The following is a 14,542-nucleotide window of genomic DNA, read 5'->3' as shown; positions in this document are numbered from 1 at the left end:
CACCCCCGTAAGCCCTCCCCGAATTTCCCTCTTTACAGCAACTCAAGGCCTTCTCGAACCTTGCGACCGATATTCGTCGGGATGCCTGCCAGCGTCCAGTGAACAGATGTTTAATATTCACTTATGTTCTAGATATCTCATTATTTATTCTTTTTCACGATGGCAAATCCCGGGCTACAGTTGAGGTCTCGAACAACTCATCAGGAGCAGCATCATGAGCCTCAGACTCGGCGACATCGCCCCCGATTTCGAACAGGATTCCAGCGCCGGCAAGATTCGTTTTCACGAATGGCTGGGCGATAGCTGGGGCGTGCTGTTCTCCCACCCGGCGGACTTTACCCCGGTGTGCACCACTGAGCTGGGCTTCACCGCCAAGCTCAAGGATGAGTTCAGCAAGCGCGGCGTCAAAGCCATTGCGCTGTCGGTCGATCCGGTGGACTCGCACCACAAGTGGATCGAAGACATCAACGAGACCCAGAACACTGTCGTCAACTTCCCGATCCTGGCTGATGCTGATCGCAAGGTCTCCGATCTCTATGATCTGATCCACCCGAACGCCAACGACACGCTGACCGTGCGTTCGCTGTTCGTGATCGATCCGAACAAGAAGATTCGTCTGACCATCACGTATCCGGCGAGCACCGGGCGTAATTTCCACGAGATTCTGCGTGTGATCGATTCGCTGCAGCTCACCGACAACTACAAGGTGGCTACACCGGCCAACTGGCAGGACGGTGAAGAGGTGGTGATCGTGCCTTCGCTCAAGGATGAAGACGAAATCAAAAAGCGCTTTCCGAAGGGCTATCGCGCGGTGAAACCGTACCTGCGCCTGACGCCACAGCCGAATAAGTGAGATTTGCGGTGTAGTCACCACCCTTTCGCGAGCAGGCTCGCTCCCACATTTGAAACGCGATTCCCTGTGGGAGCGAGCCTGCTCGCGAAGGCGTCAGTCCGGGCAGCACAGAATTCAGAACCACTAAGCAGGGGATTTCAGGCCGTTTCGACGGCCTTTTTTTTCGCCCGCAGTTTGTTGAAATGTATATCTCCAAAATGCATAACCAAATGAATAAATATGATTTATGGATATATAAATCAGCTGTTAAGGTCTCCTCATCGAAGCGAGATCGCAACCCGCGAATCGCCTGTAACGCTTAAGGAATTGTCTCAATGCTGGTCGTCTCACTCGGTGGCAGTCCCAGCCTGCGCTCCCGTTCCGGGGTGCTGCTGGAACGCTCGCAACGCTGGTTGCAGGCGCAAGGGGTGGAAGTGGTGAGTTATCAGGTGCGGGACTTCCCGGCCGAGGATTTGCTCCACGCCCGCTTCGACAGCCCGAAGGTGCTCGACCTGCTGCAACAGATCGAAAACGCCGACGGCCTGCTGATCGCCACACCGGTTTACAAAGCGTCGTTCTCCGGCGCCCTGAAAACCTTGCTGGATCTGCTGCCCGAGCGCGCCTTGAACCACAAGATTGTCTTGCCGATGGCCACTGGCGGCAGCATCGCCCACATGCTGGTGGTCGATTACGCCCTCAAGCCGGTGCTGTCGGCATTGAAAGCCCAGGAAATGCTTCAGGGGATTTTCGCCGAGGACAGCCAGATCGCTTACGGCGAAGGCAGTGCGGCGGCGCAACTGGCTCCAGCGCTGGAGCAGCGACTGCATGAAGCGCTGGATCAGTTTGTCGGCGCCATGGCCCGCCGGCCGAAACCGCTGGAACCGGGCCTGTTGAACGAACGTTTGTTGAGTGCTCGCTGGAGCATTTAAGCCACACCCGCATTTGATGTAACTCACCTTACTTCGCCGCTAACGGTCAAGCAGGTGCAGCCAAAACCCAACAGCAAAAAGGAGAGCGCTATGCGCACTGTATTTTTGCGTCGTGGTCTGGTCGCTCTGTTTGCTGCGGCTGTCACCTTCGGCGCCATCACTCAAGCTCAAGCCGAGACCCTTCGGATCGGTTATCAGAAATACGGCACGCTGGTGCTGCTCAAAGCCAAGGGCACTTTGGAAAAACGTCTGGCCGCTCAAGGCGTCGACGTGCAATGGACTGAGTTCCCCGGTGGCCCGCAACTGCTGGAAGGCCTGAACGTCGGCTCGATCGACTTCGGTGTCACCGGCGAAACTCCGCCAGTTTTTGCTCAGGCTGCCGGCGCCGATTTGCTTTATGTCGCTTATGAACCGCCAGCGCCGAACAGCGAAGCGATCCTCGTGCCGAAAGACTCGCCGATCAAATCGGTGGCTGATCTCAAGGGCAAGAAAGTCGCCCTGAACAAAGGCTCCAACGTTCACTACCTGCTGGTGCGTGCGCTGGAAGACGCCGGCCTCAAATACAGCGACATTCAAACCGTATTCCTGCCGCCGGCCGATGCTCGCGCTGCGTTCGAACGTGGCAGCGTCGACGCCTGGGTCATCTGGGATCCGTACCAGGCTGCCGCCGAGAAACAGCTGCAAGCGCACACCCTGCGCGACGGCAAAGGCATCGTCGACAACCACCAGTTCTATCTCGCGACCAAGCCTTACGCACAGAAAAATCCCGAGGTGATCAAGACGCTCGTGGAAGAAGTGCGCGCCGTTGGCGAGTGGTCGAAAGCCAACCCTGAAGACGTGACCCAACAGGTTGCACCACTGCTCGGCCTGCCGGCGGACATCACCCTGACCTCGGTCAAGCGCCAGGGCTACGGCGCGCTGTTCCTGACCCCGGAAGTGGTCGCCGCGCAGCAGAAAATCGCGGACACGTTCTTCCAGCTCAAGCTGATTCCCAAGCCGCTGAGCATCAAGGATGTGATCTGGACACCACCGGCCGCTGTGGCTAAAGCGCAGTAATTCGAATCCCCAAGGAGACCACTCCATGAGCCTCAATATCTTCTGGTTCCTGCCCACCCACGGCGACGGCCATTACCTTGGCACCGCCGAAGGCGCTCGCGCCGTTGACCACGGTTATCTGCAACAGGTCGCGCAAGCAGCGGATCGTCTGGGTTTCGGCGGCGTGTTGATTCCTACCGGCCGCTCTTGCGAAGACTCGTGGCTGGTGGCGGCGTCGCTGATCCCGGTGACCCAGCGGCTGAAATTCCTCGTCGCCCTGCGCCCCGGGATCATTTCCCCGACGGTGGCGGCGCGGCAGGCGGCCACGCTCGATCGTCTGTCCGGCGGCCGTGCGCTGTTCAATCTGGTAACCGGTGGCGACCCGGAAGAATTGGCCGGCGATGGTCTGTTCCTCAGCCACGAAGAACGCTATCAAGCCTCGGTGGAATTCACCCGCATCTGGCGTCGTGTGCTGGAAGGCGAAACCGTTGATTACGACGGTCAGCACATCAGCGTGAAGGGCGCCAAGTTGCTCTATCCGCCGATCCAGCAACCGCGTCCGCCGCTGTACTTCGGTGGTTCCTCGGAAGCGGCGCAAGATCTGGCTGCCGAACAAGTGGAAATGGTCCTGACCTGGGGCGAGCCGCCAGCAGCAGTGGCCGAGAAGATTGCACAGGTTCGCGCCAAAGCCGCCAAGCTCGGCCGCACCGTGCGCTTCGGCATTCGTCTGCACGTGATCGTCCGCGAAACCAACGCTGAAGCCTGGCAAGCGGCGGATCGGCTGATCTCGCACCTGGACGACGACACTATCGCTCGTGCTCAGGCTTCGCTGGCGCGTTTCGATTCGGTGGGCCAGCAACGCATGGCCGCGCTGCACGGCGGTAGCCGCGACAATCTCGAAGTCAGCCCGAACCTCTGGGCCGGTGTCGGTCTGGTGCGCGGCGGTGCCGGTACGGCGCTGGTCGGCGATGGGCCGACCGTCGCGGCACGGGTGAAGGAATACGCGGATCTGGGCATCGACACCTTCATTTTCTCCGGTTATCCACACCTCGAAGAGTCGTATCGCGTCGCTGAACTGCTGTTCCCGCACCTCGATATCGAGCGCCCGGAACTGCCGAAAAGCGCCGGTTATGTCAGCCCGTTCGGCGAGATGGTCGCCAACGACATTCTTCCCAAAGCCGCGTCGCAGAGCTGAGGCGCGCCATGAAGAAAATCATCCACAGCCTCGCGCCCTGGGCGTTGCCGGTATTGCTGCTGGCGGTGTGGCAGTTGTCGGTGTCGGCCGGTTGGTTGTCGACACGGATTCTGCCGGCACCGGTGGCGGTGATCGAAGCCGGCGTGAGCCTGGTGCGCAGCGGCGAAATCTGGACGCACCTGGCGATCAGCGGCTGGCGTGCGGCGCTGGGTTTCACCATCGGCGGCAGCATCGGTCTGGTCCTGGGTTTCATTACCGGCCTGTCGAAATGGGGCGAACGCCTGCTCGACAGCTCGGTGCAGATGATCCGCAACGTGCCGCATCTGGCGCTGATTCCGCTGGTGATCCTCTGGTTCGGCATCGACGAGTCAGCGAAGATTTTTCTGGTGGCGCTGGGCACGTTGTTCCCGATCTACCTCAACACCTATCACGGCATCCGCAACGTCGACCCGGCGCTGGTGGAGATGGCGCGCAGTTATGGCTTGAGCGGTTTCAGCCTGTTCTGGCAGGTGATTCTGCCGGGTGCGCTGCCTTCGATTCTGGTCGGTGTGCGTTTCGCCCTGGGCTTTATGTGGCTGACGCTGATTGTGGCGGAAACCATTTCCGCCAGCTCAGGCATCGGCTATCTGGCGATGAACGCCCGGGAGTTTTTGCAGACTGATGTGGTGGTACTGGCGATCCTGCTTTACGCGGTGCTCGGCAAACTCGCCGACCTCGCGGCCCGAGGACTTGAGCGTGTGTGGTTGCGCTGGCACCCGGCGTATCAGGTTGCCAAAGGAGGTGCGGCATGACTGCTCAACAACCTCCACGCCTGCTGCGCGGGATTCCGCTGGCGGTGCGCAACCTGCAGAAAACCTTCGGCGCGCGGCAGGTGCTGCGTGACATTGATCTGCACATTCCGGCGGGGCAGTTTGTCGCCGTGGTCGGGCGCAGTGGTTGCGGCAAAAGTACCTTGCTGCGTTTGCTCGCCGGCCTCGATCAACCGACTGGCGGCGACTTGCTGGCCGGTTCTGCGCCGCTCAGCGATGCGCGGGAAGACACCCGACTGATGTTCCAGGAAGCACGTCTGCTGCCGTGGAAGAAGATCATCGACAACGTTGGTCTCGGCCTCAAAGGCAACTGGCGCCCGAAGGCTCTCGAAGCACTGGACGCGGTGGGTCTGGCGGATCGCGCCAATGAATGGCCGGCAGCGTTGTCTGGCGGACAGAAGCAGCGCGTCGCGCTGGCTCGGGCGCTGATCCATCAACCGCGCCTGCTGTTGCTCGACGAACCACTCGGTGCGCTGGACGCGCTGACCCGCATTGAAATGCAGCAACTGATCGAACGTCTCTGGCAGCAACACGGTTTCACTGTGCTGCTGGTGACCCACGACGTCAGTGAAGCGGTGGCGATTGCCGACCGGGTGATTCTGATCGAGGACGGCGAAGTGGGCCTCGATCTGCATGTCGAACTGCCGCGCCCACGAGTGCGTGGTTCGCACCGACTGGCAGCGCTGGAAACCGAAGTGCTTAACCGTGTTCTCTCCCTGCCCGGCGAACCGCCGGCGCCGGAACCTGTTTCACCACTGCCTACGCAACTGCGCTGGGCGCAATGAAGCAGCTGCGAGCCTCAAGCTACAAGCTACAAGTAGAAGCGCTGTGCTTTTGCTTGCCGCTTGAAGCTTGCCACTTGCCGCTTATTTCGACCTCAGGAGAAATATCATGACTATCAAAGCCATCAACGTCCGTAACCAGTTCAAAGGCTCGATCAAGGAAATCGTCCTCGGCGACGTGCTGTCGGAAATCGACGTGCAGACCGCTTCCGGCATCGTCACTTCGGTGATCACCACCCGCTCGGTCAAGGAGCTGGAACTGGTGGTCGGCAGCGAAGTGATCGCTTTTGTGAAATCCACCGAGGTGTCGATCGCCAAGTTGTAAGCCGGTGAGTAAAAAACAACCCCGGAGGGCGTGAGCCCTTCGGGGTTTTTTGTGCCTGATCTGAAAACTGCGGTGCGGCCTTCGCGAGCAGGCTCGCTCCCACAGGGGATCGCATTCCAAATGTGGGAGCGAGCCTGCTCGCGAAGAGGCCAGTCAGATCACTAGAGATGGCGATCGTTCCCATGCTCCGCGTGGGAATGCCTCTTGGGACGCTCTGCGTCCAGTGACGCGGAGCGTCACGGGCTGCATTCCCCACGCAGAGCGTGGGAACGATCATGGCTCAGCGCTTGGGCAGGTAAGGCGGCAGATACAGGCCGATATAAGCATCAAACACGCGCATCCCTTCCTCGGCCATGCGCGGCGTAATCTGCCCATGCTGCTGCACCGAACGCGCATAAACCCGGTCGCCCAATTCCATCGCCAGGGCGAACACATCGACATCTTCCGGCAGCCTCGGCAATTCGAAGTGATGATCGAACAGCTTGTGCATCAGGTCGCCTAATTCGATGTCGTGCTGACGGTCAGCCTGAGTGACCTCGGTCAGACCATGCTGAGCAAGGATCAACTGCCGCGCCGCCGCGTCTTCGTCGTAGATCTCCAGCATCCGTTGTTCGACCAGTCGCGACAGATCACGCCAGTCTCGCAGTGCTTCGTGATCGATGGGCGCCTGAAGGCAGGCACGAAATGCGGCGTGCACATCCGCCGTCAGCGCTTCAAGCAATGCCGGCACGCTGGCGAAGAAGTGGTAAACGGAGGAGGGCGGAATCTGCGCGCGCTCGGCGACGCTATAAATCGACAGACTCGCCACACCCTCGGCCGCCAGCAATGTGCGCGCGGCGTCGAGTATCGAATCGATGCGCGCCTGACTGCGGGCACGGGGTTTGCGGACGGGGGCGGGTCGCGTCATAGAAGTCTCCTGCGGGGCAGCGGGCATTGTACGAGCCGGCTTGTGTGTTGTCTTGTCGACCGCGTTCGTCGGAACGTCGCCCGGAGCGGCTCGCTCCCACAGGGGAGCTTTGTGTACACAGCATTCATGCTCACAGGAGATCAACTGTAGGAGCGAGCCTGCTCGCGAACCGCCGCAGGCGGCCATAAAAAAACGCCGTTGGCTGAATCAGCCAACGGCGTTTTTCCTGAAGCTACAACCGCTTAAACGGTATGCAGATACCAGTTGTACTCAAGGTCGGAGATGGAGTGCTCGAACTCCTCCAGCTCGCTTTCCTTGCAGGCGACGAAGATATCGATGTACTTCGGATCGATGTACTTGGCCATCACCTCGCTGTCGTCCAGCTCGCGCAGGGCATCGCGCAAGTTGTTCGGCAGGCTTTGTTCGTTCTGCTCGTAGCTGTTGCCTTCGACTGGCGCGCCCGGCTCGATCTTGTTGGTCAGACCGTGGTGCACGCCGGCCAGTACCGAAGCCATCAGCAGGTACGGGTTGGCGTCGGCACCGGCCACGCGGTGTTCGATACGCACGGCATCGGACGAGCCGGTCGGTACGCGAATCGCCACGGTGCGGTTGTCCAGGCCCCAGCACGGCGAGTTCGGCACGTAGAACTGTGCGCCGAAACGACGGTAGGAGTTGACGTTCGGGCAGAGGAAAGCCATCTGCGCGGGCAGGGTCTCGAGCACACCGCCGATCGCGTGACGCAGCGCGGCGTTCTGCTCGGGATCCTCGCTGGCAAAAATGTTTTTGCCTTCTTTATCCAGAATCGAAATGTGTACGTGCAGACCATTACCTGCCTGGCCCGGGTACGGCTTGGCCATGAAGGTGGTGTCCATTTCATGGTCGTAGGCGATGTTCTTGATCAGACGCTTGAGCAGTACCGCGTAGTCGCACGCCTTGATCGGGTCGGCGACGTGGTGCAGGTTCACTTCGAACTGCGCCGGGGCACTTTCCTTGACGATGGCGTCGGCTGGGATGCCTTGCTCTTTGGCACCTTCCAGAATGTCCTGGAGGCAGTCGACGTATTCGTCGAGGTCGTCGATCAGGTAGACCTGCGTCGAGTGCGGACGTTTGCCGGAGATCGGCGAGCGTGGCGGCTGTGGACGGCCGTTCACGTTTTCCTGGTCGATCAGGTAGAACTCGAGTTCGAATGCGGCGCAGATGGTCAGGCCCAGCTCGTCAAACTTTGCAACAACTTGACGGAGCACTTCGCGCGGATCGGCGAAGAAAGGATCGCCTTCGAGTTCGTGCATGGTCATCAACAGTTGCGCGGTCGGGCGCTTCTGCCATGGCTCGTTGCACAGCGTATCGGGGATTGGATAGCAGATACGATCGGCGTCGCCGATGTCCAGGCCCAGGCCGGTGCTTTCCACCGTAGAGCCGTTGATATCCAGAGCAAATAGAGAGGCCGGCAGGTTGATGCCTTTCTCGTAAACCTTGTGGAGGCTGGTGCGTTCAATGCGCTTGCCGCGCACCACACCATTCATATCCGCAATCAGAAGGTCAACGTACAGAACCTCAGGATGTTCCTTAAGGAACGCGTTCGCTTCGTTAAGCTGAACGGCACGCGGGGGTACCGACATGATGCAACACCTTTGTTGTTAAAAATATCAATCATTGATCTTTTCTGGTTTCAGTCAACCCGAACGGCCTGCCGAAGTCAAGCGAGGCCTTTTTTGCCCTAAAAAAGCGCTGCGAGGGCATTTATGGGGCACTTTCGGGCGTTTTTTTGTCCTTGGAAGACTGTGCACCCGCAGGCTTGAGCAGGCCGTGTTGTATTTTTTACGGGGGTGTTGTGTAAAAAAATGAACAAGGCTAAGCTCCGATCAAACCCATAACAGCAATAATACCGGGGTGCTTCATGTCTCGCCTGCCGTTAATCGGCATCACCGACTGCTCGCAACAGTCCGGTCTGCATGCTCATCACATCAGTGGCGACAAATCCGTCCGTAGCGCAGCCAGCATGGCTCGCCCGTTAGCGACGATGTTCCCGTCCATGGCCGTTCAAGCGTCAGCGTCCGATATTCTGGACGTACGGGAAAGCATCCTGTTTATGGCGTCTCCTTCCACTATAGATCGCTTTCATTTCCAAAGCCTGTGCCGCTACCCCAGCCGTGCTCATGATTCTGCACGCCTTGAGTGTGCACAGGAAATGCAACGCCAGCGTAAAGGGCAGGTAAGCTCCTCTTTCATTGTCTATGCGCGGTGCCAGGCATAAGCCGGCACTGCGCGAGCAAGCCCCCTTTAACGCGACGCCCATAGCGTCAAACTTTGCCTGACATCATGTCAGGAGACTCAGCCCAGAGGCATTTATGAGTACCAACCTCGACCAGCTCACCGATTGGTTGAAAGACCACAAGATCACAGAAGTCGAATGTATGATCGCCGACTTGACCGGTATCACCCGGGGCAAGATTTCGCCGACCAACAAGTTCATTGCCGAAAAAGGCATGCGTCTGCCAGAAAGCGTGCTGTTGCAGACCGTGACCGGCGACTACGTCGAAGACGACATCTATTACGAACTGCTCGACCCGGCCGACATCGACATGATCTGCCGCCCTGACCAGAACGCCGTGTACATGGTGCCGTGGGCCATCGAGCCGACCGCACAGGTGATCCACGACACCTACGACAAGCAAGGCAACCCGATCGAGCTGTCGCCGCGCAACGTCCTCAAAAAGGTCCTCAAACTCTATGCCGACAAAGGCTGGCAGCCGATCGTGGCGCCGGAAATGGAGTTCTACCTGACCAAGCGCAGCGACGACCCGGACTATCCGTTGCAGCCGCCGATTGGTCGCTCGGGCCGTCCGGAAATCGGTCGTCAGTCGTTCTCCATTGAAGCGGCGAACGAATTCGACCCGCTGTTCGAAGACGTCTACGACTGGTGCGAACTGCAGGAACTGGACCTCGACACGCTGATCCACGAAGACGGCACGGCGCAGATGGAAATCAACTTCCGTCACGGCGACGCACTGTCGCTGGCCGACCAGATTCTGGTGTTCAAGCGCACCATGCGCGAAGCCGCACTCAAGCACGACGTGGCCGCGACCTTTATGGCCAAGCCGATGACCGGTGAGCCGGGCAGTGCGATGCACTTGCACCAGAGCATCATCGACATCGAGACCGGCAAAAACGTCTTCTCTAATGAGGACGGGACCATGAGCCAGTTGTTCCTGCACCACATCGGTGGTTTGCAGAAGCTGATTCCTGAGCTGTTGCCGTTGTTCGCGCCGAACGTCAACTCGTTCCGCCGCTTCCTGCCGGACACCTCGGCACCGGTCAACGTCGAGTGGGGCGAAGAAAACCGCACCGTCGGCCTGCGCGTACCGGATGCCGGCCCGCAGAACCGTCGCGTCGAGAACCGCCTGCCGGGCGCCGACGCCAACCCGTATCTGGCGATCGCCGCGAGCCTGCTCTGCGGTTACATCGGCATGGTCGAAGGCCTCAACCCGAGCGCGCCGGTGGTGGGCCGTGGTTATGAGCGCCGCAACCTGCGCCTGCCGCTGACCATCGAAGACGCGCTGGAACGTATGGAAAACAGCGCGACCATCGAGAAGTACCTGGGCAAAACCTTCATCACTGGCTACGTCGCGGTAAAACGGGCCGAGCATGAAAACTTCAAGCGCGTGATCAGTTCCTGGGAGCGTGAGTACCTGCTCTTCGCCGTCTGATACGCCGGGCGCGGCCCTCACCGGCCGCGTCTTCACCGATAACAAGGAGAATTGGCATGACCAGCAACAACCCGCAAACCCGCGAGTGGCAAGCACTCAGCAATGATCACCACCTGGCCCCGTTCAGCGACTTCAAGCAGCTGAAAGAGAAAGGCCCGCGGATCATCACCAACGCCAAGGGCGTTTACCTGTGGGACAGCGAAGGCAACAAGATCCTCGACGGCATGGCCGGTCTGTGGTGCGTGGCCATCGGTTATGGTCGCGATGAGCTGGCCGACGCAGCCGCCAAACAGATGCGCGAACTGCCGTACTACAACCTGTTCTTCCAGACCGCGCACCCGCCGGCGCTGGAACTGGCCAAGGCCATTGCCGACGTGGCACCGGAAGGCATGAACCACGTGTTCTTCACCGGTTCCGGCTCCGAAGGCAACGACACCATGCTGCGCATGGTCCGCCACTACTGGGCGATCAAAGGCCAGCCAAACAAGAAAGTCATCATCAGCCGCAAGAACGGTTATCACGGTTCGACCGTGGCCGGCGCGAGCCTCGGTGGTATGACTTACATGCACGAACAAGGCGACTTGCCGATCCCGGGCATCGTCCACATCGCGCAACCGTACTGGTTCGCCGAAGGCGGCGACATGTCGCCGGAAGAGTTCGGTATCTGGGCGGCCAATCAGCTGGAAGAGAAGATTCTCGAAGTCGGCGTCGACAACGTCGGTGCCTTTATTGCCGAGCCGATCCAGGGCGCCGGCGGCGTGATCATTCCGCCCGACAGCTACTGGCCGCGCATCAAGGAAATCCTCGCCAAGTACGACATCCTGTTCGTCGCCGACGAAGTGATCTGCGGTTTCGGCCGTACCGGTGAGTGGTTCGGCAGTGATTTCTACGATCTCAAGCCGGACATGATGACCATCGCCAAAGGCCTGACCTCCGGCTACATCCCGATGGGTGGCCTGATTGTTCGCGACACCGTGGTGGCGGTGCTCAACGAAGGTGGCGATTTCAACCACGGCTTCACCTACTCCGGTCACCCGGTGGCGGCGGCGGTGGGTCTGGAAAACATCCGCATCCTGCGCGATGAAAAAATTATCGAGAACGCGCACAACGAAACGGCACCGTATTTGCAGAAACGTCTGCGGGAACTGAACGATCACCCGTTGGTGGGTGAAGTTCGCGGCGTCGGCCTGTTGGGCGCGATCGAGCTGGTGCAGGACAAGGCCACGCGCAAGCGTTACGAAGGCAAGGGCGTCGGCATGATCTGCCGCCAGTTCTGCTTCGACAACGGCCTGATCATGCGCGCTGTGGGCGACACCATGATCATCGCGCCGCCGCTGGTGATCAGCAAAGCCGAGATCGATGAGCTGGTGACAAAGGCACGTAAATGCCTGGACCTGACCCTCAGTGCGTTGCAGGGCTAAGTGCTAGGCTTTGAGCGGGGGAGCCGTGGCGCTCGCGCTCAAAGCTGTCAGAAAGGCTGGTCTTTTCTTGAAAGACCGCCTCGGATCTTGCCAGACTAGCCGCGGTTCCAGTTGTCCGGGTTCGGCCGCTGAACAAAGTGGTTCAAAAAAGAAAAATTTGGAGCATTAACGCATGAAGGCATTAGGCAAAAAGCTCGCTGGCAAGACTCTGCTCGCCATGTCCCTGATGGGAATCATGGCGACTGCGGCTCAGGCGGACGACAAGGTGTTGCACGTCTACAACTGGTCCGACTACATCGCCCCGGACACCGTGGCCAACTTTGAAAAAGCCACCGGGATCAAAGTCGTCTATGACGTCTTCGACAGCAACGAAACCCTGGAAGCCAAGCTGCTGGCCGGCAAGTCCGGTTACGACATCGTGGTGCCTTCCAATAACTTCCTCGCCAAGCAGATCAAAGCCGGTGTTTACCAGGAGCTGGACAAGTCCAAGCTGCCGAACTGGAAGAACCTCGACGAAGACCTGCTCAAGGCGGTTGGCGATGCCAGCGACCAAGGCAACAAGCACGCGTTCCCGTACATGTGGGGCTCGATCGGCATCGGCTACAACCCGGCCAAGGTCAAGGCAGCGCTGGGCATCGACAAGATCGATTCCTGGGACGTGGTGTTCAAGCCTGAAAACATCGAGAAGCTCAAAAGCTGCGGCGTAAGCTTCCTCGACGCACCGACCGAAATGATTCCGGCGGCGTTGCACTATCTGGGCAAACCAACCAACAGCAAGGACAAGGCTGACCTGAAAGCCGCCGAAGACCTGTTCCTGAAGATTCGTCCTTCGGTTGCCTACTTCCATTCCTCCAAGTACATCTCCGACCTGGCCAACGGCAACATCTGCGTCGCCGTCGGTTACTCGGGTGACCTGGAACAATCCAAGACCCGCGCCCAGGAAGCCGGTGACAAGGTCAAGCTGGCCTACACCATTCCAAAAGAAGGCGCTGGCACGTTCTACGACATGGTCGCCATTCCCAAGGATGCCGAAAACGTCGAAGCCGCCTACAAGTTCATGAACTACCTGCTTGAGCCGCAAGTGATGGCCGGCATCACCAACGCCGTGCGTTTCCCGAACGGCAACAAGGCTGCCACGCCACTGGTGGACAAGGACATCACCAGCGATCCGAGCATCTACCCGTCGGCTGAAGTGAAGAAGCAGCTCTACGCGATCAGCGATCTGGACGCAGCGACCCTGCGCCTGATCACTCGTAGCTGGACCAAGATCAAATCCGGTAAATAAGCCGGTTTGACGCAACAACCGCTGGCCGTCATGCCCCGCGCGGGCGGCCAGCGGATCAATTAAATGACAGGAAGTTTTGCAGGAACGGTTTTTCGAGGGTAAGTTGCGCGCCGGTTTTGTTGCCGGGCAGCCACGGCTGTCATGCAGCGCGGGGCAACTTGGGCCCAACTAATTTAGAGGACCTCCACTTGCCTATTTTTTCTTCTTTGCGCAAAGCCCTGCTGGCCACTGCCGGCCTGACGATTGCTGTCGGAGCCCAGGCCGCCGGTACGGTGCATATTTATAACTGGTCCGATTACATCGGTGAGTCGACGCTGGCCGACTTCCAAAAGGCAACCGGGATCAAACCGGTCTACGACGTGTTCGACTCCAACGAAACCCTGGAAGGCAAGTTGCTGGCCGGGCGTACCGGTTACGACGTGGTCGTGCCGTCGAACCACTTCCTTGGCAAGCAGATCAAGGCGGGCGCGTTCCAGAAGCTCGACCGCTCGCAGCTGCCGAATTATTCCAATCTCGACCCGGCGCTGCTCAAACGTCTGGAGCAGAACGATCCGGGCAACCTGTACGCCGTGCCGTACCTGTGGGGCACCAACGGCATCGGTTACAACGTCGATAAAGTCAAGGCCGTGCTGGGTGTCGACAAGATCGATTCGTGGGGCGTTTTGTTCGAGCCTGAGAACATCAAGAAGCTGCAAAGCTGCGGCGTGGCATTCCTCGATTCGGCGGATGAAATGATGCCGACCGTGCTCAACTATCTGGGCCTGAATGCCAACAGCACCAATCCCAAGGACTACGAAAAAGCCACCGACAAGTTGCTCGCGGTGCGTCCTTACGTGACCTACTTCCACTCCTCGAAATACATCGGTGATCTGGCCAACGGCGACATCTGTGTGGCCATCGGTTTCTCCGGCGATATCTTCCAGGCGAAGAACCGTGCAGCCGAAGCCAAGAAGGGCGTGAACATCGCCTACACGGTGCCGAAAGAGGGTGGCGCATTGTGGTTCGACATGCTGGCAATCCCCAAGGATTCGTCGAACGTGAAGCAGGCCCATGCCTTCATCAACTATCTGCTGAAACCTGAGGTGATCGCTCAGGTCAGTGATTACGTCGGTTACGCCAACCCCAATCCGGGGGCGGACAAGTTGATGGAACAATCCATCCGTACCGATGCGTCGGTGTATCCGCCGCAGGCCGTTATCGACAAGGCTTATGTGTCGATCGAGTTGCCACCGAACATTCAGCGTCTGATGACCCGCAGCTGGACCAAGGTCAAGTCGGGGATGTAAGGCACACACTATCCTGGGTTCGCCTTGCG

At 59.2% G+C, this 14,542-nt stretch carries 14 protein-coding genes; 12 read left to right on the top strand and 2 right to left on the bottom strand.

Annotation, left to right across the window (positions count from 1 at the left end; all coding sequences use genetic code 11):
- Positions 1–214: 214 nt before the first annotated feature.
- The 7 genes from AB4N44_RS15915 (at position 215) to AB4N44_RS15885 (ending at position 5,907) form a co-directional block, all read left to right on the top strand.
- Positions 215–853 carry a peroxiredoxin gene (locus tag AB4N44_RS15915; RefSeq protein WP_034151974.1) on the top strand — a complete coding sequence of 213 codons (639 nt, stop codon included), beginning with the start codon at positions 215–217 and terminating at the stop codon, positions 851–853.
- 314 nt (positions 854–1,167) lie between these two features.
- On the top strand, positions 1,168–1,761 hold the full coding sequence (ssuE, locus tag AB4N44_RS15910) for an NADPH-dependent FMN reductase (RefSeq protein ID WP_007913832.1): 594 nt from the start codon (positions 1,168–1,170) through the stop codon (positions 1,759–1,761).
- A gap of 90 nt (positions 1,762–1,851) precedes the next feature.
- Positions 1,852–2,817 carry a sulfonate ABC transporter substrate-binding protein gene (locus tag AB4N44_RS15905; RefSeq protein WP_007913834.1) on the top strand — a complete coding sequence of 322 codons (966 nt, stop codon included), beginning with the start codon at positions 1,852–1,854 and terminating at the stop codon, positions 2,815–2,817.
- Between the two features lie 25 nt (positions 2,818–2,842).
- Positions 2,843–3,991, top strand: a complete 1,149-nt coding sequence (ssuD, locus tag AB4N44_RS15900) for an FMNH2-dependent alkanesulfonate monooxygenase (RefSeq protein WP_018928626.1) — start codon at positions 2,843–2,845, stop codon at positions 3,989–3,991.
- A gap of 8 nt (positions 3,992–3,999) precedes the next feature.
- Positions 4,000–4,782, top strand: a complete 783-nt coding sequence (gene ssuC, locus AB4N44_RS15895) for an aliphatic sulfonate ABC transporter permease SsuC (RefSeq protein WP_003229260.1) — start codon at positions 4,000–4,002, stop codon at positions 4,780–4,782.
- Positions 4,779–5,585 carry an aliphatic sulfonates ABC transporter ATP-binding protein gene (gene ssuB, locus AB4N44_RS15890; protein ID WP_007913838.1) on the top strand — a complete coding sequence of 269 codons (807 nt, stop codon included), beginning with the start codon at positions 4,779–4,781 and terminating at the stop codon, positions 5,583–5,585. The genes ssuC and ssuB overlap by 4 nt, the downstream gene beginning before the upstream one ends.
- A 106-nt stretch (positions 5,586–5,691) precedes the next feature.
- The gene (locus AB4N44_RS15885; protein WP_003229256.1) at positions 5,692–5,907 is read left to right on the top strand and encodes a TOBE domain-containing protein; all 216 of its coding nucleotides are present in this window, start codon (positions 5,692–5,694) and stop codon (positions 5,905–5,907) included.
- A gap of 280 nt (positions 5,908–6,187) precedes the next feature.
- Here the strand turns inward: AB4N44_RS15885 and AB4N44_RS15880 are convergent, their stop codons facing one another.
- Both AB4N44_RS15880 and AB4N44_RS15875 read right to left on the bottom strand, forming a co-directional pair.
- A complete protein-coding gene (locus tag AB4N44_RS15880; protein ID WP_034151970.1) occupies positions 6,188–6,814 on the bottom strand; it encodes a TetR/AcrR family transcriptional regulator in 627 nt (208 codons plus the stop codon).
- Between the two features lie 242 nt (positions 6,815–7,056).
- On the bottom strand, positions 7,057–8,433 hold the full coding sequence (locus AB4N44_RS15875; RefSeq protein ID WP_007913842.1) for a glutamine synthetase family protein: 1,377 nt from the start codon (positions 8,431–8,433) through the stop codon (positions 7,057–7,059).
- Between the two features lie 278 nt (positions 8,434–8,711).
- Here AB4N44_RS15875 and AB4N44_RS15870 point away from each other — a divergent pair, with 278 nt between their 5' ends.
- From AB4N44_RS15870 to AB4N44_RS15850, 5 genes are all read left to right on the top strand, one after another.
- Complete coding sequence (locus AB4N44_RS15870; protein ID WP_460108482.1) at positions 8,712–9,068, top strand: gamma-glutamyl-gamma-aminobutyrate hydrolase family protein; 357 nt, start codon at positions 8,712–8,714, stop codon at positions 9,066–9,068.
- 94 nt (positions 9,069–9,162) lie between these two features.
- Entirely contained in the window at positions 9,163–10,521 is a 1,359-nt protein-coding gene (locus tag AB4N44_RS15865; RefSeq protein ID WP_126367462.1) for a glutamine synthetase family protein, read from the top strand.
- A gap of 56 nt (positions 10,522–10,577) precedes the next feature.
- Complete coding sequence (locus tag AB4N44_RS15860) at positions 10,578–11,942, top strand: aspartate aminotransferase family protein (protein WP_102901387.1); 1,365 nt, start codon at positions 10,578–10,580, stop codon at positions 11,940–11,942.
- Between the two features lie 172 nt (positions 11,943–12,114).
- A complete protein-coding gene (locus tag AB4N44_RS15855) occupies positions 12,115–13,227 on the top strand; it encodes a polyamine ABC transporter substrate-binding protein (RefSeq protein ID WP_127930163.1) in 1,113 nt (370 codons plus the stop codon).
- A gap of 188 nt (positions 13,228–13,415) precedes the next feature.
- Entirely contained in the window at positions 13,416–14,513 is a 1,098-nt protein-coding gene (locus tag AB4N44_RS15850; protein WP_460108484.1) for a polyamine ABC transporter substrate-binding protein, read from the top strand.
- The last annotated feature ends 29 nt before the right edge of the window (positions 14,514–14,542 follow it).

This window comes from Pseudomonas sp. S3_C06, assembly GCF_054667675.1.
Note: the sequence above shows the minus strand (reverse complement) of the source record. Positions and strands in the feature narration are given on the sequence as shown.

Excerpts from the sequence above, each read along its gene's own strand:
- AB4N44_RS15915 (WP_034151974.1), top strand. The coding sequence starts at position 215 with ATGAGCCTCAGACTCGGCGACATCGCCCCCGATTTCGAACAGGATTCC.
- ssuE (WP_007913832.1), top strand. The coding sequence starts at position 1,168 with ATGCTGGTCGTCTCACTCGGTGGCAGTCCCAGCCTGCGCTCCCGTTCC.
- AB4N44_RS15905 (WP_007913834.1), top strand. The coding sequence starts at position 1,852 with ATGCGCACTGTATTTTTGCGTCGTGGTCTGGTCGCTCTGTTTGCTGCG.
- ssuD (WP_018928626.1), top strand. The coding sequence starts at position 2,843 with ATGAGCCTCAATATCTTCTGGTTCCTGCCCACCCACGGCGACGGCCAT.
- ssuC (WP_003229260.1), top strand. The coding sequence starts at position 4,000 with ATGAAGAAAATCATCCACAGCCTCGCGCCCTGGGCGTTGCCGGTATTG.
- ssuB (WP_007913838.1), top strand. The coding sequence starts at position 4,779 with ATGACTGCTCAACAACCTCCACGCCTGCTGCGCGGGATTCCGCTGGCG.
- AB4N44_RS15885 (WP_003229256.1), top strand. The coding sequence starts at position 5,692 with ATGACTATCAAAGCCATCAACGTCCGTAACCAGTTCAAAGGCTCGATC.
- AB4N44_RS15880 (WP_034151970.1), bottom strand. The coding sequence starts at position 6,814 with ATGACGCGACCCGCCCCCGTCCGCAAACCCCGTGCCCGCAGTCAGGCG.
- AB4N44_RS15875 (WP_007913842.1), bottom strand. The coding sequence starts at position 8,433 with ATGTCGGTACCCCCGCGTGCCGTTCAGCTTAACGAAGCGAACGCGTTC.
- AB4N44_RS15870 (WP_460108482.1), top strand. The coding sequence starts at position 8,712 with ATGTCTCGCCTGCCGTTAATCGGCATCACCGACTGCTCGCAACAGTCC.
- AB4N44_RS15865 (WP_126367462.1), top strand. The coding sequence starts at position 9,163 with ATGAGTACCAACCTCGACCAGCTCACCGATTGGTTGAAAGACCACAAG.
- AB4N44_RS15860 (WP_102901387.1), top strand. The coding sequence starts at position 10,578 with ATGACCAGCAACAACCCGCAAACCCGCGAGTGGCAAGCACTCAGCAAT.
- AB4N44_RS15855 (WP_127930163.1), top strand. The coding sequence starts at position 12,115 with ATGAAGGCATTAGGCAAAAAGCTCGCTGGCAAGACTCTGCTCGCCATG.